Origin of the sequence: Pseudarthrobacter sp. L1SW, assembly GCF_020809045.1 — a bacterium.
Taxonomy (GTDB): Bacteria; Actinomycetota; Actinomycetes; order Actinomycetales; family Micrococcaceae; genus Arthrobacter.
In genome coordinates this window covers 3,088,796-3,113,157 of record NZ_CP078079.1, presented here as the reverse complement: position 1 = coordinate 3,113,157, position 24,362 = coordinate 3,088,796, and the positions used below count along the sequence as shown (strand labels likewise).

26 protein-coding genes and 1 pseudogene are annotated in these 24,362 nt (G+C 65.9%); 16 read left to right on the top strand and 11 right to left on the bottom strand.

Going from position 1 to position 24,362, the window contains the following annotated elements; all coding sequences use genetic code 11:
• Positions 1 to 78 precede the first annotated feature (78 nt).
• A complete protein-coding gene (locus KTR40_RS14405; protein ID WP_255708073.1) occupies positions 79 to 1,155 on the bottom strand; it encodes an acyltransferase in 1,077 nt (358 codons plus the stop codon).
• Positions 1,156 to 1,520: 365 nt separating this feature from the next.
• Here KTR40_RS14405 and pdhA point away from each other — a divergent pair, with 365 nt between their 5' ends.
• The 4 genes from pdhA to KTR40_RS14385 all read left to right on the top strand — a co-directional run bounded on the left by pdhA (position 1,521) and on the right by KTR40_RS14385 (position 6,424).
• Positions 1,521 to 2,768 carry a pyruvate dehydrogenase (acetyl-transferring) E1 component subunit alpha gene (gene pdhA / locus KTR40_RS14400; protein ID WP_228404159.1) on the top strand — a complete coding sequence of 416 codons (1,248 nt, stop codon included), beginning with the start codon at positions 1,521 to 1,523 and terminating at the stop codon, positions 2,766 to 2,768.
• The gene (locus KTR40_RS14395; protein WP_228404158.1) at positions 2,765 to 3,877 is read left to right on the top strand and encodes an alpha-ketoacid dehydrogenase subunit beta; all 1,113 of its coding nucleotides are present in this window, start codon (positions 2,765 to 2,767) and stop codon (positions 3,875 to 3,877) included. The genes pdhA and KTR40_RS14395 overlap by 4 nt, the downstream gene beginning before the upstream one ends.
• A gap of 2 nt (positions 3,878 to 3,879) precedes the next feature.
• A complete protein-coding gene (locus KTR40_RS14390) occupies positions 3,880 to 5,328 on the top strand; it encodes a dihydrolipoamide acetyltransferase family protein (RefSeq protein ID WP_228404157.1) in 1,449 nt (482 codons plus the stop codon).
• 295 nt (positions 5,329 to 5,623) lie between these two features.
• Positions 5,624 to 6,424, top strand: coding sequence for an alpha/beta fold hydrolase (locus tag KTR40_RS14385; RefSeq protein ID WP_228404156.1), 801 nt, complete (start codon positions 5,624 to 5,626; stop codon positions 6,422 to 6,424).
• 163 nt (positions 6,425 to 6,587) lie between these two features.
• On the opposite strand, the gene KTR40_RS14380 is transcribed toward KTR40_RS14385, so the two are convergent.
• The 3 genes from KTR40_RS14380 to KTR40_RS14370 form a co-directional block, all read right to left on the bottom strand.
• A complete protein-coding gene (locus KTR40_RS14380) occupies positions 6,588 to 6,731 on the bottom strand; it encodes a hypothetical protein (RefSeq protein ID WP_228404155.1) in 144 nt (47 codons plus the stop codon).
• Positions 6,704 to 7,054, bottom strand: coding sequence for a hypothetical protein (locus KTR40_RS14375; protein WP_228404154.1), 351 nt, complete (start codon positions 7,052 to 7,054; stop codon positions 6,704 to 6,706). Before KTR40_RS14375 ends, KTR40_RS14380 begins: the two co-directional genes overlap by 28 nt.
• A gap of 322 nt (positions 7,055 to 7,376) precedes the next feature.
• The gene (locus tag KTR40_RS14370) at positions 7,377 to 9,365 is read right to left on the bottom strand and encodes a hypothetical protein (protein WP_228404153.1); all 1,989 of its coding nucleotides are present in this window, start codon (positions 9,363 to 9,365) and stop codon (positions 7,377 to 7,379) included.
• Positions 9,366 to 9,589: 224 nt separating this feature from the next.
• Between KTR40_RS14370 and KTR40_RS14365 the strand changes: the two genes are divergently transcribed.
• On the top strand, positions 9,590 to 9,973 hold the full coding sequence (locus KTR40_RS14365) for a winged helix-turn-helix domain-containing protein (RefSeq protein ID WP_228404152.1): 384 nt from the start codon (positions 9,590 to 9,592) through the stop codon (positions 9,971 to 9,973).
• On the opposite strand, the gene KTR40_RS14360 is transcribed toward KTR40_RS14365, so the two are convergent.
• Positions 9,970 to 10,272: a transcriptional regulator gene (locus KTR40_RS14360; protein ID WP_228404151.1), complete on the bottom strand. Its 303-nt coding sequence runs from the start codon at positions 10,270 to 10,272 to the stop codon at positions 9,970 to 9,972. The genes KTR40_RS14365 and KTR40_RS14360 overlap by 4 nt on opposite strands.
• Before the next feature lie 4 nt (positions 10,273 to 10,276).
• A complete protein-coding gene (locus KTR40_RS14355) occupies positions 10,277 to 11,221 on the bottom strand; it encodes a sodium-dependent bicarbonate transport family permease (RefSeq protein WP_228404150.1) in 945 nt (314 codons plus the stop codon).
• Between the two features lie 198 nt (positions 11,222 to 11,419).
• Between KTR40_RS14355 and KTR40_RS14350 the strand changes: the two genes are divergently transcribed.
• The 3 genes from KTR40_RS14350 to KTR40_RS14340 all read left to right on the top strand — a co-directional run bounded on the left by KTR40_RS14350 (position 11,420) and on the right by KTR40_RS14340 (position 14,659).
• Complete coding sequence (locus KTR40_RS14350) at positions 11,420 to 12,289, top strand: DUF6671 family protein (RefSeq protein WP_228404149.1); 870 nt, start codon at positions 11,420 to 11,422, stop codon at positions 12,287 to 12,289.
• A 252-nt stretch (positions 12,290 to 12,541) separates the two neighbouring features.
• Positions 12,542 to 13,699, top strand: a complete 1,158-nt coding sequence (locus KTR40_RS14345; protein WP_228404148.1) for a glycoside hydrolase family 16 protein — start codon at positions 12,542 to 12,544, stop codon at positions 13,697 to 13,699.
• A 144-nt stretch (positions 13,700 to 13,843) separates the two neighbouring features.
• Complete coding sequence (locus tag KTR40_RS14340) at positions 13,844 to 14,659, top strand: MBL fold metallo-hydrolase (protein WP_228404147.1); 816 nt, start codon at positions 13,844 to 13,846, stop codon at positions 14,657 to 14,659.
• A 68-nt stretch (positions 14,660 to 14,727) separates the two neighbouring features.
• On the opposite strand, the gene KTR40_RS14335 is transcribed toward KTR40_RS14340, so the two are convergent.
• Entirely contained in the window at positions 14,728 to 15,027 is a 300-nt protein-coding gene (locus tag KTR40_RS14335) for a hypothetical protein (protein WP_228404146.1), read from the bottom strand.
• A gap of 225 nt (positions 15,028 to 15,252) precedes the next feature.
• Here KTR40_RS14335 and KTR40_RS14330 point away from each other — a divergent pair, with 225 nt between their 5' ends.
• The 4 genes from KTR40_RS14330 (at position 15,253) to KTR40_RS14315 (ending at position 17,769) form a co-directional block, all read left to right on the top strand.
• A complete protein-coding gene (locus KTR40_RS14330) occupies positions 15,253 to 16,185 on the top strand; it encodes a lipid kinase (protein ID WP_228404145.1) in 933 nt (310 codons plus the stop codon).
• A complete protein-coding gene (locus KTR40_RS14325) occupies positions 16,178 to 17,047 on the top strand; it encodes an SGNH/GDSL hydrolase family protein (RefSeq protein ID WP_228404144.1) in 870 nt (289 codons plus the stop codon). Before KTR40_RS14330 ends, KTR40_RS14325 begins: the two co-directional genes overlap by 8 nt.
• 109 nt (positions 17,048 to 17,156) lie before the next feature.
• A complete protein-coding gene (locus tag KTR40_RS14320) occupies positions 17,157 to 17,300 on the top strand; it encodes a hypothetical protein (RefSeq protein ID WP_228404143.1) in 144 nt (47 codons plus the stop codon).
• Positions 17,301 to 17,598: 298 nt separating this feature from the next.
• Positions 17,599 to 17,769, top strand: coding sequence for a hypothetical protein (locus KTR40_RS14315; RefSeq protein WP_228404142.1), 171 nt, complete (start codon positions 17,599 to 17,601; stop codon positions 17,767 to 17,769).
• Positions 17,770 to 17,887: 118 nt separating this feature from the next.
• Here the strand turns inward: KTR40_RS14315 and KTR40_RS14310 are convergent, their stop codons facing one another.
• Entirely contained in the window at positions 17,888 to 18,244 is a 357-nt protein-coding gene (locus KTR40_RS14310; protein ID WP_218950014.1) for an Hpt domain-containing protein, read from the bottom strand.
• 575 nt (positions 18,245 to 18,819) lie between these two features.
• Positions 18,820 to 19,743: an SGNH/GDSL hydrolase family protein gene (locus KTR40_RS14305; RefSeq protein ID WP_228404141.1), complete on the bottom strand. Its 924-nt coding sequence runs from the start codon at positions 19,741 to 19,743 to the stop codon at positions 18,820 to 18,822.
• A gap of 105 nt (positions 19,744 to 19,848) precedes the next feature.
• On the opposite strand from KTR40_RS14305, the pseudogene KTR40_RS14300 reads away from it, so the two are divergent.
• Together KTR40_RS14300 and KTR40_RS14295 are read left to right on the top strand one after the other, a co-directional pair.
• Positions 19,849 to 19,968, top strand: a pseudogene (locus KTR40_RS14300) (transcriptional regulator); the annotation flags it as partial.
• Positions 19,968 to 20,633, top strand: a complete 666-nt coding sequence (locus KTR40_RS14295; RefSeq protein ID WP_228404140.1) for a cation diffusion facilitator family transporter — start codon at positions 19,968 to 19,970, stop codon at positions 20,631 to 20,633. The pseudogene KTR40_RS14300 and the gene KTR40_RS14295, both read left to right, overlap by 1 nt.
• A 197-nt stretch (positions 20,634 to 20,830) precedes the next feature.
• Here KTR40_RS14295 and KTR40_RS14290 read toward each other — a convergent pair whose 3' ends face one another.
• Positions 20,831 to 21,499, bottom strand: a complete 669-nt coding sequence (locus KTR40_RS14290) for a metalloregulator ArsR/SmtB family transcription factor (protein WP_228404139.1) — start codon at positions 21,497 to 21,499, stop codon at positions 20,831 to 20,833.
• A gap of 91 nt (positions 21,500 to 21,590) precedes the next feature.
• Here KTR40_RS14290 and KTR40_RS14285 point away from each other — a divergent pair, with 91 nt between their 5' ends.
• Together KTR40_RS14285 and KTR40_RS14280 are read left to right on the top strand one after the other, a co-directional pair.
• Positions 21,591 to 22,085 (top strand): hypothetical protein, encoded by a 495-nt coding sequence (locus KTR40_RS14285; protein ID WP_139030130.1) that lies wholly within the window; start codon positions 21,591 to 21,593, stop codon positions 22,083 to 22,085.
• A 210-nt stretch (positions 22,086 to 22,295) separates the two neighbouring features.
• Positions 22,296 to 23,501, top strand: a complete 1,206-nt coding sequence (locus KTR40_RS14280; protein WP_228404138.1) for an acyltransferase — start codon at positions 22,296 to 22,298, stop codon at positions 23,499 to 23,501.
• Here the strand turns inward: KTR40_RS14280 and KTR40_RS14275 are convergent.
• A complete protein-coding gene (locus tag KTR40_RS14275; RefSeq protein ID WP_139030126.1) occupies positions 23,498 to 24,271 on the bottom strand; it encodes a GAF domain-containing protein in 774 nt (257 codons plus the stop codon). The two genes, KTR40_RS14280 and KTR40_RS14275, sit on opposite strands and share 4 nt — an antisense overlap.
• Positions 24,272 to 24,362 lie beyond the last annotated feature (91 nt).

Here is a 24,362-nt window from a genome sequence, read left to right as displayed (position 1 = left end):
TTGCTTCCCGCCAATTTGTCCACGCGCCAGCCCGTAACCCGGCTCACACTTGCCATGTCCCAGCTTTGCAACCAGCTTTTAGCGGAGCTGATCCTGAAGCGAGCGGGAGGCTCCCGCCGCTGGCGGCTGTGCCCGCCTTTCAGGTCCCTCCGCGGTGAGGGGTGCCGGTGATAGGGAAGCAAGCAAAGCCCTGTTCAACTTCCCCGCGAAGCGGCGCTCAATGAACCTGTGGATCAACCACGCCATGAGAAGGCTGGATCCCAGCGCCACGGCAACGGAGGGCCACGCTCCCACGGCGCCGTGCAGGCTCCTGATAATCCACCACCCCCACATTTCGTGGACCAGGTACAGGGGGTAAGTGAGCGCGCCTGCGATGCTCATCCACTTCCACCCAGCGTGGCGCAGGGGCGTAGTAGTGACAAGCGCAACAACGGCGACGAAGCCGAGAATAACCAGCCACGTCACCTCAGGGGAAAGCTGGTGGCCCGTACTTTGGGACATCCCGGGCAGGAACCTGTCCGCTGTCTGATGAGAAGCGAGGACCGCGTTGACGCCAACGGCCAACCACCGGACGAGGTCGTGCCCGTGGGAGTGGATCAGGTAGAGACCCATCCCAACCGCGAAAAGTGGGGAGAAGTCAGGCATGAGCAGCGTCTGCAGCAACTTCGAATCCCCCTGGAGGGACAGCATTCCAAGGAGCGGCCAAAGGAAAACAAAGGCAAGCAGCCTCTGGTAGGTCATACCCCGCCAGAGGAACAGCGCAACAGTCAGGTAGAACAACAGCTCAACCCAAAGCGTCCAGAAGACACCGTCCAGGGAACGGACTCCAAGGGACTGCTGCAGCATGGTGAGGTTTACCACCGCATCGGTCCACGTCACTTTATTCATCTCTCCGTCGGTAACCACCAGCAGGAGAAAAGCGGCGAGGATGCATGCGGCCCAGTAGGCCGGGAACAGCCGTGAAATCCGTGACGCGGCAAACTGGCCCACCGTCCGCCCATAGGCGGACATCAAGATAACAAAGCCGCTGATGATGAAGAAGAGCTGGACCCCCAGCGCGCCGTAGGCAGTGACTCCCGAGAGCCTGGGAAAGACCTCCCGCGCGGGAACGCCCCAAAACAGGGACCCGAAAACCGATGTGTAGTGGTAGGCCACGACGCTAAGGGCTGCCGCCAGGCGCAGACAATCAAGGAGCAGCAGCCGTGGGCGGACCGGCCCCGATACTGAGGGGGCAGGGCGCGATGATGCCATTTGGGCTACTTTCCTGGGGGCGTGTATCAGAGCCCTGCGATATTATCAGCCGCCACGTCCGCCCCGGCTCATGTCAGGACCGCTGGCAGCGCACCTCCTTGCGCCGCCAATTTGTCCACACACCGGCCCGTAACCCAGCTCACAGTTACGATTCGTCTTCCGGAGCAGGAGGAATCGTGCAGCTTCTCCACGATTCCGTAAGGTGCTGGATACGAAACACGGCCTAGGCGGATACTGGGAAGGAATAGTGGCAACAGAAGGACGGAACAATGACGATCTCCGCAGACCACACCGCGCCGGACACAACAACCGCCGGCCAGGCAGGCGCAGCCCCCGCCGGAACTGACCTCTCGGAAACCGCCAAGAAGTTCGGCATCACCGCCGAGGACTACATGCTCCCGGCCCGGCACCAGATCCAGATGGTGGCCCCGGACGGCCGGCTCATCCCGGAAGGTGAGCAGGGCACCGAACCCGGCCACGAATACCCCCTGCCCGGCGACGAGGAACTGCTGGCAGCATACGAACAGCTCGTCGTCGGCCGCCGCGTCAACGACCAGAACTCCGCCCTGGTCCGGCAGGGCCGCATGGCCGTGTACCCGTCCAGCCACGGCCAGGAAGCCTGCCAGGTGGCCGCCGCGCTGTGCCTCTCCGGCGGCGACTGGATGTTCCCCACCTACCGCGACGCCGTCGCCGTCATGACCCGCGGCGTGGACCCCGTGCAGGTGATGACCATCTTCCGCGGCGACTGGCACGGCGGGTTCGATCCCGTGAAGCACAAGGTGGGCATCCAGTGCACCCCGCTCACCACCCAGCTGCTGCACGCCGTGGGCGTGGCCCACGCCGCCAAGCTCCGCGGCGAGGACACCGTGGTGCTGGCCATGTGCGGCGACGGCGCCACCAGCGAAGGCGACTTCCACGAGGCCCTGAACTTCGCCGCCGTCTTCCACCTGCCGGTTGTCTTCTTCGTCCAGAACAACAAGTACGCCATCTCGGTGCCGCTGGCACACCAGTCCGTGGCGCCGTCGCTCGCGCACAAGGCCGTGGGCTACGGCATGGCCGGCGAACGCGTGGACGGCAACGACGTCGTGGCCCTCCTCGCCGTCCTGGACCGCGCCGTGAAACTCGCCCGCGAAGGCTCCGGCCCCCTGCTGGTGGAGGCCAACACCTACCGCATGCAGGCCCACACCAACGCCGACGACGACACGCGCTACCGCGAAAGCAGCGAGGTTGCGGAGTGGCGGGCCAAGGACCCGGTGAACCGGATGCGGACCTACCTCACGGACCGCGGCCTGCTGGACGACTCCGTTGAAGCGCGGATCGCCGAGCACGCCGAGGCCGTGGCCGCCCAGCTCCGCGAGGGCCTCAGCGAGGACGTTCCCGTGGACCCGCAGGAACTCTTCCGCCACGTCTTCGCAAAGACCACACCGCAGCTGAAGGAACAGTCCGCCCTGCTCGCCGACGAACTCGCCCGCGACGCAGCATCCCAGAACTCCGAAGCCAAGGAGGCCGGCAAGTGAGCCCCACCATCACCACCTCATCCGAGGCCAACGGCAACGTTTCCGCCGCCACCGCCCGGGCCGCCGCGTCCGCCGCTGCATCAGCCGAGGCCGCCGGCCCGCAGCCGGTCACCATGGCCAAGGCCCTGAATACGGCGCTGGCCGACGCCATGCACTCGGACCCGTCCGTCCTGGTGTTCGGCGAGGACGTGGGCATGCTGGGCGGCGTCTTCCGTATCACCGACGGGCTCACCAAAACCTTCGGCGAACAGCGCTGCTTCGACACCCCGCTGGCCGAGTCCGGCATCGTGGGCATGGCCGTGGGCATGGCCATCAACGGGATGCGCCCCGTGATCGAGATGCAGTTCGACGCGTTCGCCTACCCGGCGTTCGAGCAGATCGTCAGCCACGTGGCCAAGATGCACAACCGCACCAAGGGCGCCGTGAAGCTGCCCATGGTGATCCGGGTCCCCTACGGCGGGGGCATCGGGGGAGTGGAGCACCACTGCGACTCCTCCGAGTCCTACTACGCCCACACCGCCGGCCTGAAGGTCTACACCCCCGCCACCGTGGCGGACGGCTACCGGATGCTCCGCGAGGCCATCGACTCGGACGATCCCGTCATCTTCATGGAGCCCAAGAAGCTCTACTGGTCCAAGGATCTGGTGGACCTTGACGAGCTGCGGCGCCTTCACACGGAAGGCACGACGGCGGGACGCACCACCGAAGGCCGCGCCGCCGTCGCGCGTCCCGGCACCGACGCCACGCTGATCGCCTACGGCCCGTCCGTCCCCACCGCTCTCGCCGCCGCCGAGGCGGCAGCGCTGGAAGGGCGCTCGCTGGAGGTCATCGACGTGCGCACCATTGTGCCGTTCGACGACGAGACGGTGTGTGAGTCGGTGCGGAAGACCGGGCGGGCGGTGGTGATCGCCGAGGCGCACGGCTTCGCGTCCGTGTCCTCCGAGATCGTGGCCCGGGTGCAGGAGCGCTGCTTCCACTACCTGGCCGCCCCCATCCGCCGCGTCACCGGGTTCGACATCCCGTACCCGGCGCCCAAGCTTGAGAAGTACTACCTGCCCGGCGTGGACCGCATCCTCGACGCCGTCGACGACCTTCAGTGGGAGAACTGACCATGAGTGAAACACGCATATTCCTGCTGCCGGACCTGGGTGAGGGGCTGACCGAAGCCGAGCTGGTGTCCTGGCACGTTGCCGTGGGCGACACGATTTCTGTTGACCAGCCGATCGCCGAGGTGGAGACCGCCAAGTCCACGGTTGAGGTGCCGTCTCCGTACGCCGGGATTGTGGCGGAGCTGCACGGGCAGCCGGGCGAGACGCTCGACGTTGGAAAGCCGCTGATCTCGGTGACGCCTGTTGGGGCTTCGGAACCAGCAGAGCCTGTGACCGCACCCACCGAGACCGAATTGGGCGAACCCGTCGAAACCCACCCCGAGGCGGAGGCCTACCGGGAAGAAGAAAAGGCCGGTTCCGGGAATGTCCTGATCGGGTACGGCACTCCCGGCGGGCACGGTGTTGCCCGGCGGACCCGCGCGCCCAAGACCTCAGTCTCCGTGCTCGAGCCGCAGGAAACCAAGCCCACCGACGACGACCTCACCCTGCTGCGCACCCGCGTCCCCGGCAAGCTCGGTGCGGTGATCTCCCCGCTGGTCCGGCGGATGGCCCGGGAGCACGGCGTGGACCTCGGCGAGCTCCCCGGCTCAGGCGAGGGCGGCCTGATCATGCGCCGCGACGTGGAGAAGGCCATCCATGCTCCGGTGGCAGAGCCTGCTAAAACCAAGCCCGTTGAGACCAGGCCTGCAGAAACCCGGCCTGTCGAGACCGCTGGGGCTCCGGAGGGCGTCGATACCCGCACCGGCCTGCCCATCGCTGCCCGCACGCCGGTCAGGGGAGTCCGCAAAGCCGTTGCCGCGAACATGGCCCGCAGCCGTTCCGAGATCCCGGAAGCTACGGTCTGGGTGGACGTCGACGCCACGGCGCTGCTCGAGCTCCGCGAAGGACTCAAAGCCGGCGGCTCCCAGGTGCCGGGCCTGCTCGCGTTCATCGCTCGTTTTGTCACAGCCGGGTTAAAAAGGTATCCGGAGCTGAACACCAGGATCGAAACCGCTTCAGACGGGTCCCAGGAGATTGTCTCGTTCGACGGCATCAACCTCGGCATCGCCGCCCAGACCGACCGCGGACTGGTGGTCCCGTCCGTCCGAGCCGCGGAGAAGCTGACCGCCCGCGAACTGGACACTGAGATCCGCCGGCTCACCGACGTCGCACGCCAAGGCAAGGCGACCCCCACCGAGCTGGGCAGCGGCACCTTCACGCTCAACAACTACGGGGTGTTCGGCGTGGACGGATCGGCGGCGATCATCAACCACCCCGAGGTGGCCATCCTCGGCGTGGGCCGGATCATCGACAAGCCCTGGGTGGTCAACGGCGAGCTGGCCGTCCGGAAAGTCACCGAACTCACCCTTACCTTCGACCACCGCGTCTGCGACGGCGGCACCGCGGCAGGCTTCCTCCGCTTCGTAGCCGACGCAATAGAAAACCCAACCACCCTCCTAGCAGACCTCTAAACCCGTCCACCCCAACCCCAACCCACCCCAGACGCTCTCTCACTTAACGTCGGTTTTATCCACGCCCTCTCTCACTCGATGTCGGTTTAGCCCAAACCCTCTCTCAGTCGGTGCCCGGACCACCCGCGGAAAGGCTAGGCGCACGACGGCGGCCGCGTGCCGCCGTCGTACGCCATAAAGAACATGGCACCCGGCTTAGCCGGGTGCCATGTGGCCATAGCGGGGGCGGACTACACCGAATGCCGCCGCCAGGACGGCACTGTACGGCGTTGGCAGCTGGATCTAGGCTGAAGTCATGCCCAGGGTGCGCGTCAACGGCGTCGACCTCTACTTCGAAGAACAAGGCGAAGGGGTGCCTGTTCTTGGCATACATGGCACCCCGAGTTCCGCGCTGGCGTGGGTTGCTGCCGCCCGCGAATTGGCGAAGCACGGCCGAAGCATCATCTACGACCGCAGGGGCTTTTTCCGCAGCGCGCCCGCCACTCCTTTCACGAGCCTGGATCTGCTTGAGCACGTGGACGACGCAGCAGCACTCCTGGCCGCCTTGCACGCCGGGCCTGCGGTGGTAATCGGACGCAGCACTGGCGGCCAAATTGCTTTGGAGCTCGCCCGGCACTTCCCGGACAAAGTGAAGGGCCTGGTCCTCTTGGAACCTGCGCTGTTCACGATTGACCCGAAAGCGAATGCTTGGGCAGCCGACCTGCGCAAGCGGGTGCTTCGGCGGGCGGCTGAAAACCCCGCAGCGGCGGCGGAGGCATTGCTTCGGGACATACTCGGGGATGACGTCTGGGAATCCCTCCCGGACAAGCTCAAGGGCATGTTTTTGGACACGGGCCCTGCCCTGCTGGCGGAGATGAAAGGCCGCGGGCTGGACCTTTCCCAGGAACCAGCCACGTGGACGGAGGCGGAACTCGCCGCGATAAGCTGTCCTGCCCTCATCGTTTCCGGCGAAGATTCGCTGGAAGCCTGCCGGCTGGTAAACGTGCGGTTGGCTGCAGCCCTGCCACAAGCAGAGGCCGTTCTGGTACGCGGAGGCCACCTGATCGATCCGTCCCACCCTGACGTGCTGTCCTTCATCGACAGGATTTCGGCCTAGGCGCCACGTGAGGATACCACCGCGGTCAGGGCACGTGGCGCGGGAGCCGGCGGCTTCTTTGCGGATCGACGCTGATCCGCCGCCTCCGCCGTCGGCCCCAGTCTGTTTCCAGCATTCTGAACCCGGCAGCTCAAGAACAAGCCCGGATTGCATCAAGAATTCCTCAAGACTGCAGCAGCCACCCGGTTCCGAGCGGGATGACATGCCGGCGGCCCTCGATTGGTTCGCATACCACGTGCGCGTCAAGGCCGAACGCCTCCAGCAGGCGCTCGGGCTTGATCACCTCTGCAGGGGTGCCCTGTGCCATGATGGCGCCGTCCTTATGGCAACAATGTGGTCCGAGTACCGTCCCGCGAGCGGGACGTCGTGCAGGACCATCACCACTGTGCGCTGGTGTTCGCGGTTCAGCCTGCGGACGAGTTCCAGCACGTCCACCCGGTGCGGCAGGTTGGTACCAGGTTTGGCTTCGGCAGGAGCGGCCGGGCCCGGGGCAGCCGGTATGTATGGTTCGTTGGACCAGACGCCGCCGCGGTCACCACCGCCACACCCCTCCCGGAGGCCGGCATTAACTGGAAACCGGGCGACGCGCGGCACGTGCTGCTCGCCGGGACGAAACCCCGTCCCGGCCATCAGTTCAATCCTGGAGGCACTCTTCGAACACCCCAGCGGAACCGCATACCTGGAAGTGCCCGACGCTGATGACGTTCGTCCCCTGGCCTCTAGAACCCCGCTCGAACTCCCGCCACCGTTTTCGACGCGCGTCCGGATTTTCGATGGGGAAATTCCCTGGCGCTACCCACATTTTGGTAGCGCCAGGGAATTGCCGCATCGAAAACGAGTTTGCGCGTCGCAAAGCCCAACTACCACCACAAGGCAGGCCGACGACGGCGGCCGCGGGGCGCAGTCGTACTCTCACCTCTGCCAGCTCCGCCTAAGGGAAACCGCGCAGGCGTCACAGCGCCGCTTCAACCGCCCCCAGCGCCTCCAGGACCGGGCGCAGGGCCGTGGCCGAATCGGAAGGGAGCTGGACCTGGGTGCGCAGCGGGATGTCCGCAGGCTCGCCGGGTAGGCTCGCCTGGGCGTTGGCGGGCTCGTCCGCGGGGACGGCGATGCGGCGCACGGCGTCACCGTCGCGCACGGTGATGATCGCAACCATGCTGTCCGGCAGCACCTCGCCCTCCACCTGCTGCTGCGGCACCGAGGGGGCGCTGTCATTGAGCAAGCCTGCGTCGGCGGCGGCCTGGAACACCCGGCCCGCCAGCTCCCGGTCCACCGCATGGCTGGTCTCCTCATCCCCGCCCTGCTGCAGCTCATCAACCACGCTCCGCTGGGCGGCCCCGTCACCGTGCACGCCCAGCCGGTACACGTAGCGCTCACCCGGTGCGCCGCCGCTGACCTCGAAGGACACTTCGGTGTCCTCCGCGCGCTCCGGGGCGGCGCCGCCGCCGCCCATGCCGCGCAGCCTGCCCAGGACGGCGGCCCGCGGTTCCGGCCTCAGGTTGTCAATGTTCTTCAGCGTCATGGCGGCCTCCTCGGGGACCTCGGCCGGCTCCGATGGGCCTGCCACCGGGTTGTGGCCCGAGCCGTGGAATCCGGTGATCCGATTGTAGTGACGGGCCACGGTCTCGGTGTTGTCCGCCATGACCGTGCCCGTGTCCACCGGGCTCCTGGCGGGGCACGCCGCGTCCGAGTATTCATCCGGGTGCCCCAGCATGTGCCCGAACTCGTGCGAGGCCACATCGCCGGTGTCGCTGGTGTCCCACAGCCCCATGTTCGAGCGGGCGGGCCCCGGCTGGACGCGGACCACATGGTGCGCTCCGGAACTGACCCACTGCACGTCAAAGGTAATGGACTGGCGGCCGCCGTTGGGGGCCAGGCAACTGAACCGGTCCGACCATTTATTGATGATGCCATTCCGCCAGGTGGTCCGCAGGCTGTCCATGGTGGCGGTGCTGATGCCCGCGTCGGGGTTCAGCTGGATCCGCACCGTGACCCGCGTCCCGGACTGGTGGTAGCGGGCCGTCCAGCCATAGACGCATTCGCTCACCGCGAAGGACACCTCGCCTGCCGGTTCCACCTCATGGACCCAGTATTTCTGCCAGACGTTGTTGTCCGTGCCGCGGACGAAGACGTGCTCGTGGTTCGGTCCCATGGAGCCCAGCGCAGGCTCCGAAGCCAGGACGCCGCCGTCGTTGTGCCGTCCCCAGGGGTGCCAGCTGTTGGCGTAGTAGGCACGCTGCCACAGCGCGTTATCGTTGCCGCGGACGTAGACGTTGCAGACGTCCTTGTTCCGGGAGATGGTGGCGGGCCCGCCGCTGAACCCGCCGGCCGGGGCGCCGATGTTGAACCAGCCCTGCCACCCGCCCCCGCCTGTCCAGTACTTCTGCCACACATTGCCGTCGGTCCCGCGGACAAAGACGTGTTCATGGTCCGGGCCCATGGAGCCGAGCGCGGGCTCCGACGCCAGGACGCCGCCGTCGTTGTGCCGAGCCCAGGGGTGCCAGCTGTTGGCGTAGTAGGCGCGCTGCCACAGCGCATTGTCATTGCCGCGGACGTACACGTTGCAGACGTCCTTGTTCCGCGAGATCGTTGCCGGCCCGCCGCTGAACCCGCCGGCCGGGGCGCCGATGTTGAACCAGCCGCTCCACCCGCCGCCGCCCGTCCAGTACTTCTGCCACACATTGCCGTCGGTCCCGCGCACGAACACGTGTTCATGGTCCGGGCCCATGGAGCCGAGCGCGGGCTCCGAAGCCAGGACGCCGCCGTCGTTGTGCCTGCCCCAGGGGTGCCAGCTGTTGGCGAACCAGGCGCGCTGCCACAGGGCGTTGTCATTGCCGCGGACGTAGATGTTGCAGACGTCCTTGTTGCGGGAGATGGTAGCCGGGCCACCGTTGAACCCGCCCCCAGGGCCACCCAGATTGAACCAGCCGCTCCATCCCATGTTTTCTCTCCGCTCCCTCGTAAACGCCGCTCCGGCACTGCCCAGTGGACCCTGCCGCGCGTTACTGGGGCGTTACCGTGTGCGTTTCCACAGCTTCAACCACCGACAAGGCGGCACTCGAGGAGCTCGGATACCCCGTCATCCGCTTTTCAGGCTCGCCGGGGATAACCGTGCGGCAACGCGCATGGCCATAAGCGCTGGCCAGGTGGTGTGCTGCTTGGGGCATGGCTGAACCCTCGGCTATTGTCCAAGGGGTGGCGAGCGAAGATTTTGAAGCAAAGGGAAACGATACGGCCGGCAGCGGGACCCGGTGGACATTCCTGACCAATCATGCCCACGTGCTGCTGACCATCGCCCGTGACCCGCAGGTACGGCTCCGCGAGCTGGCCGCCACGGTGGGAATCACCGAGCGAGCCGCCCAGAAGATCGCCGCCGACCTCGCGGAGGCAGGCTACATCACCAGGACACGGCAAGGCCGGCGGAACATCTATTCAGTGGTGTCCGGCCGCCCGTTCCGGCACCCTATCGATTCCGGCCACCAGCTGGACGAGCTCCTGGCCGTCCTCGTCCCTGAAAGGGGGCTGCCCGCGGAGGGCACGCAGGCCTAAAACTTGGCCGGCCGCAGGACCTCGACGTCGCTCAGGAACAGGATCATGGCGTAGTCCGCGTAGTAGTGCTCGCGAAGGTGGGCAGCAAGTCCTTCCGCTGTCCCAGCGTCGCACACCACCTCGATCCGGATGTTGCTGGTTGCCTCCCACCCTGCTCCCCGGACGCCCCGGCTGCCCTTCCCGCGCGCGTCGGTGATGGTATACCCGTGGGCGTTGTGCTGCTCGATGTCGCGGACGAGCGTTGACTCGAGGACGGCCTCGGTGACGATGGTCAGGAGCTTGCGTTGATGGCTTTCCACGGCGTTATCCCCTCGCGAAGGTATGGATCCAGATGGACAGGGCGTGGTAGATGGGAATGCCCAGCACCACGTTGAACGGAAAGGTGATCCCCAGGGATGCCGCCAGCGACAGAGTGGGGTTGGCCTCCGGTACGGAAATCCGCATGGCCGCCGGCGCCGCAATGTAGGAGGCACTGGCCGCCAGTGTTGCCAGAATAGCTGTTCCGCCCACCGATAGTCCCAGCGCCCAGCCCAGCCCTGCGCCGATGACGGAGGATAACAGCGGCATGATGATGGCGAAGGCCACGAGGAACACGCCGTACTTGCGCAGGCCTCCCAGCTGCGTTGCCGTCAGCAGCCCCATTTCCAGCAGGAACAGGGCCAGGATGCCTTTGAACATGTCGACGAACAGGGGTTCGATGGAGGACAGGCCCTCCGGCCCGGCGATCCAGCCGATGAGCAGGCCGCCCAGCAGCAGTACGATGCCTTTCCCGAGGAAGACTTCATGGGCCACTGATTTCCACCGGGTTTCCTTGGAAATTCCCCGGGCCAGAACGATGCCCACGATAATGGCCGGCACTTCCAGCATCACCAGAAGCAGCGGCATATGCTCCTCGAAGACCACCTGCCGTGTGCCCAGGTAGGCGATGGCCACAGCAAAGGTACCCACACTGACGGATCCGTAGTGGGCGGCAATGGAAGCTGCGTCGGCGCGCTTGAAGCGGCCCAGGTAGCGCAGCACCGGGAAGGCCAGGAGGGACAGGAAGAAGCCCATCGCCACGACAGCCAGCATCTGCGGCAGCAGTTCTCCAAAAGGCTGCTTGGCCAGCTCCACGCCTCCTTTGAGGCCGATGGCCAGCAGCAACACGATGGTCACGAACTCATAGATCGCCGCGGGGAGGCGCAGCTCGGAGCGGAGCAGCCCGGCAAGCGCGCCAAGAATGAAGAAAAGGATGATGGGGTCTACCATGCTCGGACTCTCTGGTTGTTTCCCGGCGGATGGACGGAAGCGGTAACAGACCCTGCAGGGCCCCTTGGCCGCTTCGCTGCACCAGCATTCCACGAATGCATCGTAAACATGCAATTCAATTCACGAAACGTAATTCATGTATCGTGGAGGCTGCGCGAGGTTGTACTTCCAGCCGTGCTGCTTGTTGAAAGGTGAGCCGTGACCAAACCTGACGATCCGGTGCCGCGTTCGGTGTATGCCGGTGAACGCGCTGCCCTCCTTACCCAGCATGGAAAGGAGCGGGTGTTGGGTCCCGTGCTGGAGCAAGCCCTTGGGTGCCGGGTTGAACGCGTCACGGGTTATGACACGGACCTGCTGGGTACGTTCACCCGCGACGTTCCCCGTGCAGGAACCCAACTGGAAGCTGCCCGCAAGAAGGCAACAGTGGGCATGGAGCTCTCGGGCCTGCTGCTGGGGATCGCCAGTGAGGGGTCTTTTGGGCCGAATCCATCCTTCCCGATGTTTCCGTGGAACATCGAACTGATCGTCTGGAGGGATGCCGGGCGCAACCTTGAGGTTGTGGGCATGGGGCAGGGGGCCAGCAATTTCAGTCATATGCTCACTGGCGAGTGGGTGGCAGCCCAGGCGTTCGCCCGTGGCGCACAGTTTCCCGGGCACCACCTGGTGGTCCGCCCTGACGGCGGCCACGGACCGTCCATCTGCAAGGGAATCGCAAGCTGGCCGGACCTGGAACGCGCCTTTTCGAGGGCGCTGGCCCGATCCGCCAGCGGCAAGGTCCTGATCGAGACTGACATGCGTGCCAGCGCCAACTCAACACGCATGGAGGTGATCGCTCTCGCGGCCAAAGACCTCGCGCGGAAGCTTTCCTCGCTGTGCCCGGCGTGCGGCACTCCAGGGTTTTGCCGCATCGCCCGGGTACCGGGGCTCCCGTGCAGTGCCTGCGGTACTCCGACCGGCGAGGCACTTGCTGAGACATTTGGATGCCCCGGATGCCCTTTCCAGGACACCCGCGAGCTGACCGACGCACCGTACGCGCGCCCCGCTGTGTGTGGCTACTGCAACCCCTGAAGTTGTTGGCGCCCCGGGGAAGCGGCAGGAACCGGGCTGCGCGTTCCGGCCCGCCTTGGATCCCGGCCATTTACACCCATCACACTTTGGGGGAGAGGGAAAACAGGTATCCGAACGAGAGTTGAATCCGAAATATGAGTACTCGATACTCGTGACGGACAGCGGCGACGCTCTTAGGCTGAACCGAAGGGGATAAGACCGGGGCGCTCCGTTCCTGCCCACAGTCCCCTGTGGACCACGCTGGGAGGACACATGGCAAACAGCCCCCGCAATGCCCTCTTTGCCTGGAGGGCTGCGCTCCGGACGCTGCGGCAGCGTGTCGCCGGGGACGGAACGTCGCCGGCGGAGCCGATCGATTCGCGTGCGCGTACCCGCGGCGCCGTCCTGAAGATAGTACTCTTGGCGATCATAATTGGCTCGCTCAGCATTGCAGCAAATCCCCCCAGGCCCCAGTCCGTGGAAGGCAAGGGCGCAGAGCCAATAACCCCGGTGACCGGCTCAGCGCAGCCCAGCACGGCTGCTGCCTCTCCGGAACCGACTCCTGATCCTGGGCCGCAGCAGCCAAGCGCTGAGGCAAGCACCCCGGAAGCCATTGCGGAGACTGCACCCCCGGAGCCCACAAAAGACGCCGGGTCCGGGCCGGCTTTGAACACCGAGCCTCCGCCGTCCCTTGAAGCTGTGCCGGTGGGCGACCTGCCCGGCTGGAAGCAGGTCTTTGTCGAGGACTTCACGGACGGGGACGTGCCCCTTGGCGGTTTTCCCGGCATCTACGGTTCGAGATGGCACGAGACCTACAGTGACGGCGCACCGGACACCCATGCCAAGACGCAGGCGAAGGACCAGAGAACGTCCGGCTACTATCCGTCCAAGGTTCTGAGCGTCCATGGTGGCGTCCTGGACATGTTCCTGCACTCGGAAAACGGCGTTTCCATGGGAGCCGCACCTTCCCCGCGCTTCGCAGGAGCCAATCAGCCGCCGTACAACAGCCAGCTGTACGGGCGTTACTCCGTGCGCTTCAAGGCCGATTCCCTGCCGGGCTTCAAGGTGGCCTGGCTGCTCTGGCCCGTCAGCAAGCAGTGGCCGCAGGACGGGGAGGTCGATTTCCCGGAAGGGGATCTGTCCAAAGTCATATACGCCGCCCTGCACGGCATCGGCCCGGATGGGCACAGATTCGACGTCTTTCGTCCCAACGTTCCCTTTACGGACTGGCACGTGGCAACCACCGAGTGGAGCCCCGGCCGCATCGAGTTCTTCCTTGACGGCAATTCCATAGGCGTTGCTACGTCGATGGTTCCGGATACGCCAATGCGCTACATCCTGCAGACCGAGTCCTGCCTGACAGGTTGCCCGGCGCCCGAGACCAGCGGCCATGTCTACGTTGACTGGGTAGCGATCTGGGCCAAGGAATAGATACGGTCCGCCCGTATCCGGGTTGCCCGGCCACCGGCATGCGTGCGCGTCCCGGGAACTTCACCGGCATGCTGGGTACAATCGACGCCTAGACGAACGAACACAGACGAACGCACACTGCTTTGCCGGAGGTACGGAGAAACAATGTCGGAATGGCTCGAAGTCGGCGCGAACAACTACGTGCTGGTCACCGAAGGATCGCTGCTGAACACCGGACTGGTGGTGGGATCCGAGCGGGCCATGGTGATCGATACCGGCTGCGGGCCCCGGCAGGGGCGGGAAATCCTGGACGCGGTGCGGGAGAAGACCCAGCTGCCGCTCGTCGTCGTCAACACCCACGCGCATTACGACCATTTCTTCGGCAACGCTGTGTTCGCGGAAGCCGGCGCCACCGAGTTCTGGGCGCACCAGAACTGCGCCACCGAAATCGAGGAGCGGGGGGACCTGCAGCGCCGGTTTGTCGGGACGATCGAACCGGAGATGTCCGCCGGCGAGGGCCAGGACGTGGAGCTCGTGGTCCCCAACGCCATCGTCAAGGACCAGCCTGTGCTGGTGGACCTGGGCGGGCTGACAGCCACCCTGTTCTACCTGGGCCGCGGCCACACCGACGGCGACCTGCTGGTGGGCACCCCCACCACCCTCTACGTGGGGGACCTGGTGGAGCAGGGCGCGCACCCGTCCTTTGAGGACTCGTACCCGGAGGAGTGGGCGGACGTGCTCCGCCACATCTCGGCGCTCCGCCACCGCTACGAGTTCCTGATCCCCGGGCACGGGAAGCCGTGCAGCGACCAGTTCGTCAAGACCATGGCCAACACGCTGACCACGGCTGTCCGCCAGGCGCGCCAGTCCATCCGCGACACCCCCAGCGACGCCACCAAGGCCATCCCCGTCCTGCCCTACGGGCCGGAACAGTCCCGCTGGTTCATCAAGCGGCTCCAGGAGACCCGCCGCGAGCACTGAACGGCGGCAAGGCCTCATAGCCGGCCACGACCAGGAGCGGGCCGGCCGCCAGTAGTATCCGGAGGACTCTACGCCCGCACGACTGCTGGCGGCTCATCCCTGCCGTTTGCAGCCAACAGGGCATCCAGCTGGGCGGACTGATGCGCCTGTAAAGCCTTGTCCGCGTTGAGGTTGGTGCTGGCAAGTATCGGTATGTTGAGGCTGGCATTGCATCCCCGGCAGCGGATCTCGTCCGTCCATACCCAGCTATATGCTGCGTGCTGTGCCCGTACCTGTTGCATCGCTGTGGTGATTGCTTCCGTCTCGGCTGCAAAGTGTGCTGCGTCCTCATTGCTGAGCCTGCTGCCAATCTCGATGTCGATGCTCATCGTGCCTCTTCCGTTGTGCCCCGGATAGTGCACCTGACAGTAATGCGCGTTTCACGGCTAAGGAACAACCCCATGGTCACGGTTCCCTAACCCTTTCGCCGGTCGTCAAAAGGAAGCGTACGACGGCGGGCGCGTGCCGCCGTCGCACGCCTTGCGTTGCCTGGTGCGCACCTTCCTCCTTGCGGCTCAGGGATTTCCCCGCCCGCCCAGCCTAGGATGGTCCCCATGAAGCTTGCCCGAGAGGCGCACTCCGCTGCCGTGGTGATCAACGCCGGGGCACGCCGGGGCGCGGCGGGGCCGGACCTGGCGGCGGACTCGCTGCAAAGGGCAGGCCTGCCCGTCGCCGCCGTGCACCATGTGCTCTCCGGCGCCGAACTGGCCGGAACCCTGGACCGGGTGGTGGCCGACGGGCACGACCTGGTGGTTGTTGGCGGCGGTGATGGAACGGTGTCCTGCGCCGCCGGCCGGCTCGCCGGGACCGGGATTGTGCTCGGCGTCCTGCCGCTGGGAACAGCGAACGATCTTGCCCGCACGCTCGAGATACCGAACGACCTCGCCGGGGCCTGCGCCGCGCTGGCCGGCGGGAAGGTGGTGGACATCGACCTGGGGCGGGCGAACGGCCAGCCCTTCCTGAACGTGGCCTCCGTTGGACTTTCGGTCGGCGTCACCGAAACCCTCAGCCCCCGCCTAAAGCGGTACCTCGGGCCGGTGGCCTATGGGGTTGCCGCAGTGCGCGCCTACGCCCGGCACAAGCCTTTCCGCGCCCGGCTCGAGTTCCCGGAGGGGGACCACGAACCGCTGGAGCTCGAGGACATGCTGCAGGTGGCCGTGGGCAACGGCCGGCACTACGGTGGGGGCAACACGGTCTCCCCGACGGCCGGGATTGATGACCACCTCCTTGATGTCTACGCCATTCCCGGGGCGCCGCTCCGCGAGCACGTGCGGATCGCCAGGCTGCTGAAGGACGGCAGCTTTGTGGAGCACCGCGGGGTGTACCACCTGACCAGCCGGCGGGTCCGGCTGGTCACCGAGCCGCCCGTGCCGGTGAACCTCGACGGCGAGATCGCCACCGTGACGCCCGCCGACTTCACCATCGAGCGCAACGCCGTGCACGTTGTGGTGCCGGAGAGCAGCAACAGTGCGCGGTTCGATGGATAGCGCGACGCCGGGACGCCGGCTGGGTGCCTTCGCGTCCAGGCAGGACTGGCTCAAGTACGGCGGGCTTCTGGTGCTGGCGATTGTGGCGTTCGGCGTGGCGGCCATTGCCCTGATGGGACCGCGACCGCCGGAGGAAACCGCACCCGTGCCGGTGAGCCCTTCCGGGAGTCCTTCGGCAAGCGCTTCCGCGCCCCCGTCGGCGGCCGCGCCGCCGGCTACCGGGGCGCCGTCACCCACCGGTACCGCAACACCCCAGCCGCCGGGCATTCAGCTGCCCGCCGAGCCCGTCCTGCTGATTCTTGGCGATTCGTACACCGCCGGGGTTGGAGCCGACCAGCCGGACCAGGGGTGGGCGTACCTGGTGGCCGAGGAGCTGGGATACCCCGCCGACGTGGACGGCGTGGGCGGGACCGGATTCGCGTGGGGCGGCGGGGCTCAGGACGAGCGGGGTGAAGAGTACGAGGTCCGGCTGCGGAGGATCGCTGGCAACCCCGCCTTTGTGCCCAACGTACTGGTGCTTCAAGGCGGGCAGAACGACTCCCAGAGCCCCGACGTGAAGGAAGTGGAAGCTGCCACGACGCAGACCATCGAGGCGGCCCGCAGGTTCTGGCCGGGAATCCAGGTGGTGGTGCTCGGGCCGTCGGCGCCGCAGCCCCTCGCGGAGGAACTGCGCGGGGTGAACAGCGCCGTGCGTGCCGGTGCTGCGGCCGCCAACGCTCCGTTTATTGACGCCGTCGAGGGCAACTGGTTCACGAGTGCCAACAGCCCGGGCTTCGACGCCGACGGCGCCCACCCCAACACCGCCGGCCACGCCTACCTCGCCCGGAAGTTCCTGGAGTCCTGGGCCGGCCTGACCCGGTGAGCGGGCCGCCCGGCGTGCGCTGACACTGCCGGGAACCACGTGGTGGAAATTTGTAAAACGAGTAGGCAATACGCGGGCGCCGACGTTTAAGGGTGCATAGAGTCGGCGCATGGCGAATGCAATTGAACGAAAGCACGGGCGCCGCCGCGGACCGGGGCCAGCCACAGGAGGCCGCCGCCCCGTCGTTATCCTGGCTGCCGTCCTGGTGCTGGCCGCGGCGCTGGCTGCCTACTTCCTGTTTTCCGTTTTGTAATTCTTCTGGAATCAGCCTGCCTTGTTATCCGATGGAATCTTATGCATAGCGGAATTGAGAGTACATTCTTGGTTATCCGCCGCCCGGAATTCCGCTGCATTTACATTCACGTGTTTTGAGTGAATCTTGAGCTAAAGCAGCAGCGGTTTTTGAGTCTCGGCCTGAAGAATCATTCGTGCGACTCGGGCCCCCGGGCTAGAGCCATGCAGACGCGATGCATGAGACGTCGTTTAGAACGATTGCGCATCCACTGTCATCTCACCTTGGTCTGTGAGACCCCCTGATGAGGAAGAAAAGTATGAAACAGAGCCCAGCTAAGCCGCGCCCTCGCGAGTACGGTCCTGCTTATTACCGCTATTACGAACGCGAAATTAATCGTGCGCGCCGGCTCCGGGCGTTATCCTATATCTTCCTTTCCCTGCTCGCAATTGCCACCGCTTTTGTTGTGCATATGGCACTGACCAAGTAGCTCTTCTGTTATTGCCAAGGTGCCGTAACTGCGCAGGCAGAATGGGTCTCAAGAGAGCTGATGCTCCGGAAAGGGAAAGACCGGTTTCGGATGTGAATTGATCCTCGGCCGTCACAACTTAGCGGACGGACACCGTGCCCAGGCTGTTTCGTGCTTGCTTCAGCAGATCCGGGGCCGCGCAGAAGAGGCGCTCAAGCTTCGGTCCGAGCTCCGAGGCTTCCGTCCGGGCTTTGGCAAACCACCCGGCATGCACAAACGATTCCAACTGCCGGCAGTGGCCTTCGGCCTCCAGTGCGCCCGTCATGGACGAGGTGATCCTCAAGCTGACCAGGGCGTCCAGGGCCACTTCTGTGTCATCGTCCTCCAGGGCCAGGAGGATGCGGGTCCAGCGGCCAGGCAGCATGCCCAGATAATCAGACAGGAACCTGAGCGCTGCGTCCGGGCTGAGATCCTCGGCGAGTTTCCTGATCAGCACGAAGTCCAGTGCAGGCGCCGGTCCGGCCGTTCGTGCCCAGCCACGTGAGCTGTCTGCGTCAACAGTCCCGGGAGCCTGAGCTGCACCGGACACTCTGTTCACGCCGAATCCCATGAGGTGTACCCCGTTCAAAAAGACGGGCCCAACCCCAGCGGCTCGGCCCAACCCCACAATTTTGGCGATCCACTCTCAAGAAGGCGCAGTACGTAGCATCAACGTTCCATCAATTTCCCTCCCGACTGCCACAGAGCGGGCGGGCTGGTGCTGCCCAATCAGCCATAGCCTCAGGTGTGCCGCTGGTTCTTGCGGCCGGCCCACCCATCCCCGGCCCTTGGTGCTGCGAATCACAGAAGGCCGCCAAGCCTCCTCGGCGGCCGCTTGATGGGAGGCAACGGCACTTACAACTTCAGCGACCCTGAGGGTGCAAGCGAACTGAATGGTGACCTGCCTGCCGAGGCCACGGACCTGGCGGTGTGCGGCGTCCTGGGCTGATCCCCGTCCTGCGCTGACCCAGTAGCCGGAGCGATTCCCTGACCGGACTGGCCGCTGTTGGGGGCGGCCAGTCCTGCCACGAATCAGTTGCTCAGGGCTGGGATTTTCGCTTCGCGGATGGTGGCGTCCGCATAGCCCTCGGCGTAGCCGGTGGCAGTCGGGTGGAAGTTCATGCCGGCAAAGGGGTCGGTCGGGTCGAAATAGAACCAGGAACCGGGCAGTCCGATGCCGTGCCCTGCGAACTCGTCCGTGACATTGACGTAGACGGTTCCGGCCGAGTTTGCGGCCGCCTCACGGATGACCTTGTTCAGGGTGTCCGTTCCCTTGTTGAAGATCTGGGCTGCGTCGGCGGTGATGATGGGGGTGTCCCCGAACTCCGGCGAGAACAGATGCGGATATCCCAGTGCCACGATTTTGGCGTTGGGCGCCTGCGCGCGGATGGCCGCGTACGCCGCCATCAGGGCCGGTAGGACCTGGGTTTTGGCAACGGCTTCGCCTGCCCTGACTGCTGTCTTGCAGTCCTTCAACGCCTGGAGCATGCAGGTTGCGAGCAGGTTCGTGAAACCAACGTCGTTTCCGCCGGCGGTGATGGTCACCAGGTCCGTTTCTGCGTTCAGCACGCCGGTGGCGGAGGCCACCTGGACCTGGTAGGGCACGGCCGCGGCGGTCCAGCCTGCGCAGGCGGCGTTGCCCGTGAGCTGCACGCCGTCCTGGGCGTCCAGCACGTCGGCGTAGCCCGGTGATGCCTGGTAGCACGGCTGCAGCTCTGCGGGGTAGAGCGGGGAGGCGGTGACATATGGCGAGGAACCGATGCCCGAGGAATAGGAATCCCCCAGGGCAACGTAGTCCAGCGGTCCGGAGTCCTGCGCGGTTGCCGGCGCGGCCACGGAGCCGGCCACCAGTCCCGTGGCGACGGCGGCCATCAACCCCATGCGCCGGGCGCCACCCCTCAGGGTGCCGGTCTGGGCAGTTGCCCTGAACGCTGCTTTTCGAGGTAATGATTTCATTACGGTTCTTCTCCGTCCTGGAAGCGAGCCCCAGTAGTACCTGCCGAGGCGTTACCACAGCGTTACAGCTTTTCCGCAGTACATCCCTCGATGTACTTTGGCTCCATGGAAGCCCTCACTCGTGCGCCTGTTCTGGCCAGGTTCGGCTATGCGGCGTCCGACCCGGCCCGGGCCCGGATTCTGATGGCATCCGCGGACGCGCCGTCCTATGCGTCGGGGGTGGCATGACCCCACGGCCCCCTTCACCTGGCACTGACCGGCGGGCGGTGCTGAGCCGGAGAATCCGATTGCTCGCGGCCGCGACCATCACCTATAACGTCATCGAAGCCGCCGTGGCACTCTGGGCCGGGGGAGTGGCGGACTCCGCGGCGCTGATCGGATTCGGCCTTGACTCCGTCATCGAGGTGGCATCCGCTCTCGCATTGTCCTGGCAGTTCGCCGCCAAGGACCCGGAACGGCGTGAGTACCTTACCTTGCGGATCATCGCCGTCTCCTTCTTCGCCCTTGCCGCGTTTGTGAGCGTGGACGCCATCCGGTCACTGGGCGGGGCCGGGGAAGCCCGGCACTCGACACCAGGCATAGTCATCGCAGCCCTGAGCCTGGCAATCATGCCCGTGCTGTCCTGGGCACAACGACGCGCCGGACGCGAACTCGGCTCAAAGAGCGCCGTCGCCGATTCCAAGCAGACGCTGCTCTGCACGTACCTTTCGGCCGTACTGCTGCTTGGCCTGGTCCTGAACAGCACCTTGGGCTGGTGGTGGGCCGACGCCGTCGCGGCACTGGTCATTGCGGGTATCGCCGTCCGGGAAGGCCTTGATGCCTGGCGGGGTGACGCGTGCTGCGAGGGGGTCCCGCTTGGCGGCGCCGCCCCTGACACCGCCAAGCGCTGAGACCCATCGGTTTCCCGACTCAAGGCTGCGGTACTACTGGACCCAGTTCCAGCCGCACCCCCATGCGCCGCTGCCTTTCACGGACTACTGTGGGCTTTCATCCTCAAGGGCGGCGGCAGATACCGTCAAGAACCACCCAAGACTTCCTCAAATTATCCAGGGCCGCCAGCTGGGTGCCCGGCTGGTGTCCGGGCGGACTACGTGCCGGACTGTTCCACCGGCAGTCCTGCGGCCTTCCACTCAGGGAAGCCCTCCTCGAGCCTTGCAGCGGGGCGCCCTTCGTCCGCGAGCAGCCGGACGGCCTCATCCGCAAACAGGCAGTACGCGCCCCGGCAGTAGGCAACGATTTCACCCCCTTGGGGAACCTCCCGCAGCCGGGACTTGACGTCGGAGAGGGGCAGGGACAGCGCGCCGGGGATATGTCCGGCGTCGTATTCCGGCCGTGGCCGCACGTCCAGCACCACCACGCCGCCCTGCCGCAGCCGCAGCAGCAGATCGTCGCGCGTGATCATGCTCAGGTCGGTGCGGTCGCCGACGTAGGCGCGGACCAGTTCGCCAAGCTCCCCGGCGTGCGCCTCGGCCGTCTCCCGGAGTGCCCGCCACAGCCGTTCCACTGCGGGGCTGGCAAGGGAGTAGTAGATCCGCGTCCCGGAGCGCCGCGAGGAGGCGAGGCCGGCGCGCAGCAGGCGCTGCAGGTGCTGGGATGTGTTGGCCGTACTCTGATGGATCTCCGCAGCCAGCTCTTCAACCGAGCGCTCACCCTGGCCGAGGACATCGATCAGCTGCGCCCTCCGGCCGTTCCCCAACGCCTTGGCGGCTTCTACGAGGACGTCGTAAAGCGCGTCCTTGTCCTGCTGGTCGCCCACCCGCTCCTCCTATTCAAGAGATCTCTTGACAATCCTACCGTCGCGGGGTTCTTATTCAAGTATCTACTTGAATAGAAAGGAAGTGGTGGCCATGTCCACCATCCAATCTCCACACCAGCAACAGTCCCGCCTCCGGACAGGAGCGGCACTCATGACATTCGCCGGGCTGGCATTCGTGGGGTACGCCTTGATCTTCCTGGTCATGAACTTCACGGACGCCTTCCTTGAGCTGGGCATCGGACCGGATCAGGTGGACAAGGGGAAGGCGGAGATCGAGGCATTCAGTCCGCAGCTGTACCACTACATAAGCCACCTGCACATCGCGGTCAGCGGCTTCATCGCGGCCACTGGCCTGGCTGTCGCGGGCCTGTCCTGGTACGGGGTGCGCCGGGGGGAGCGGTGGGCCTTCGCCACCGCGGTTGTCGTCCCGGTGGTTGGGCTCGCTGTGGCCCTTCCCGCGCACTACCCGTGGGGCCTGGCAACGCTGGGGCACCTCGGCCTGATCTACCTCGCCGTCCTCATCTTCCTGGTGGGGGTAGCGGCAGCGTACAGCGGCATGCGGAGCCCTGCGGCAACACACCACTGACGCGCCGGCAGGTGTTAGCTCCACCCCTCTGCCGGGAGCGGCTCACATGGAACGGACGACGGCGGCCGCGTGCCGCCGTCGTCCGTTTCAGCCCGTTCCGCCCGCTTGTGCAACCTGCCCTCACACAGCCAACGTCCAGCCTGCGTTCAGCGCAGTTATGGAAACGTTATATATGCTTGCTTGGTGGTTTTTAGGTCAAGCAGCGGAAATTTGTCAGCACCCGGACGCAGCGCGGTACCCGGGACAAGCCTCGTCGCCGGGCGCAAGCATGCCCTGGACGGGCTCCGGACGCTTGCCGTGGCGGGGGTGTTTCTCTTCCACACGGCAACTGCCCTGATGCCGGGCGGATCCATTGGGGTGGACGTCTTTTTCACGCTCAGCGGCTTCGTGATCACCCTCCTAATCATGAAGGAGTATCTGGCTGCCGGCCGCCTGCGGCTGGGGGTCTTCTACGCCAAGCGAATGGCCAGGCTATGGCCGGCGCTGCTGGCCCTGTGCGGCGTGATTGTCGTGGTGGGCGTGGCCTTCCCGGCGTCGAAATGGGCGGGACAGGAAGGATTTGTCCTGCCGGCCGCCGGGTACGTGATGAACCTGGCCCGCTTCGGAATGTTCGGCGACTCCATAGCCGGTGAAACGCTTGGCCCCACCTGGACACTGGCCGTCGAGGAGCAGTTCTACCTGGTGTGGCCGCTGCTCCTGCTGATGCTGCTCCGGTACTGGAAGGTCCGCACCGTCACGTGGATCACCGGAGGGCTGGCCGCGGCGTTCCTCCTGGAGCGGTTTGTCCTGGTCCTGTTCGGGGCGCCGCTGAACCGCCTGTACAACGGGCCGGACATGCGGGCCGACGAGCTGCTGATCGGGTGTGCCCTGGCCCTCGCCTTCACCGCTGTCACCCCGGGCTCCCGGCTACACGCAACACTCCGGGCAGCGGCCCGCTGGGCCGGGCCCGCCGCCGGGTTCATCCTGCTGGCGGCCCTGTTCCTGCTGAAGGAACCGGACACCCCTGGCCTCTGGTTCAGCGCCTTCTGGACCGCCGGGCCCACGGTGCTGTCCCTGCTGGCGGCCGTGCTGATCGGATCGCTTGTGCTGCAGCCGGCCGGATTTCCCGCACGGGTCCTCAGCCATCCCTGGCTTGCCGGGCCCGGCCGCGACCTCTCGTATGCCTTCTACCTCTGGCACTTGCCCGTCTACCTGCTGCTGATGCCGCTGGTCCCCTCGCTGTGGCTGCTCGTGCCGCTGGCTGCAGCGGGGACCGCACTGCTGGCCTATGCCTCCCACCGCCTGGTGGAAACGCCCGTCCGCCGCTGGGCAAACACCAGGCTGGAGCCCGCCGTCGTGCGTTCCGCTCCGGAGGCGGCGCGAAAACCTGCGCCGGACCGCAGCCCTGAACTGGTGGCCGCCGGCCGCGGGTCCTAGCCGGCGGCGCCGGTGCGGGCGTCGATGTTGTTCTGCACGATGGTGGCGAGTGTACGGAGTACCTGCTCATCGGAGTCGCTGAACGCCCGGGGGTTGTGGTCAATGACGCACAGCGTTCCGATGTTCCAGCCGCGGGGTCCGTGCAGGGGATAACCGGCGTAGAAGCGGATAAAGGGCTCCCCGAGGACCAGGGGATTGGTGGCAAACCGGTTGTCGGTGAGGGTGTCGTTGACTACGAGCATCCTGTTCAGCCGGACGGTATGCGTACACAGCGCGATCTCCCGGGGTGTCTCCACGCTAAGGGGGCCGACCACGGACTTGAGGAACTGGGCGTTTTCAGCGATCAGGGACAGGGACGCGGCGCCAACGCCGAAATAGTCCTTGGCGGTTTCCACCACCCGGTCAAAGATGTCCACCGTCCCGGTGTGGAGCAGATTGGTCTCCCGAAGGGACTGTATCCGTTCCTCTTCTGCCCTTTCAGGCGTCAGGAGAAACCTGCCCGCGGCTCCCAAGGACGCCAGCGCATCCTCGCTGGTGCTTCCACTCCCGTGCTGGTGTCCCCGGCCCCGCTGCTGCGCAGGTGCGGGAACTGTGCCGGCGCTGTAGCCCTGTTCAAATTCGGGCAATGCCAGGGCGCCGTGAAGGTAGGCACGCAGCTCAAAATCGGAAAAGCGGGCGCCGCCAAAGTAGGCCGGCCAGATGTGCGCCGGGTCCAAACCGGCAACCATCATGGCAGCAAGCTCAAGCCGCCGCTCTGACTCGTCGCTCATGCTTTCCGCCGGGGCATGGGATGCGCATCCAGCCCATGCCTCTGTGCTGATTTACAAGCCATGCTAATCAGTCTACTTACTAATTCCGCAT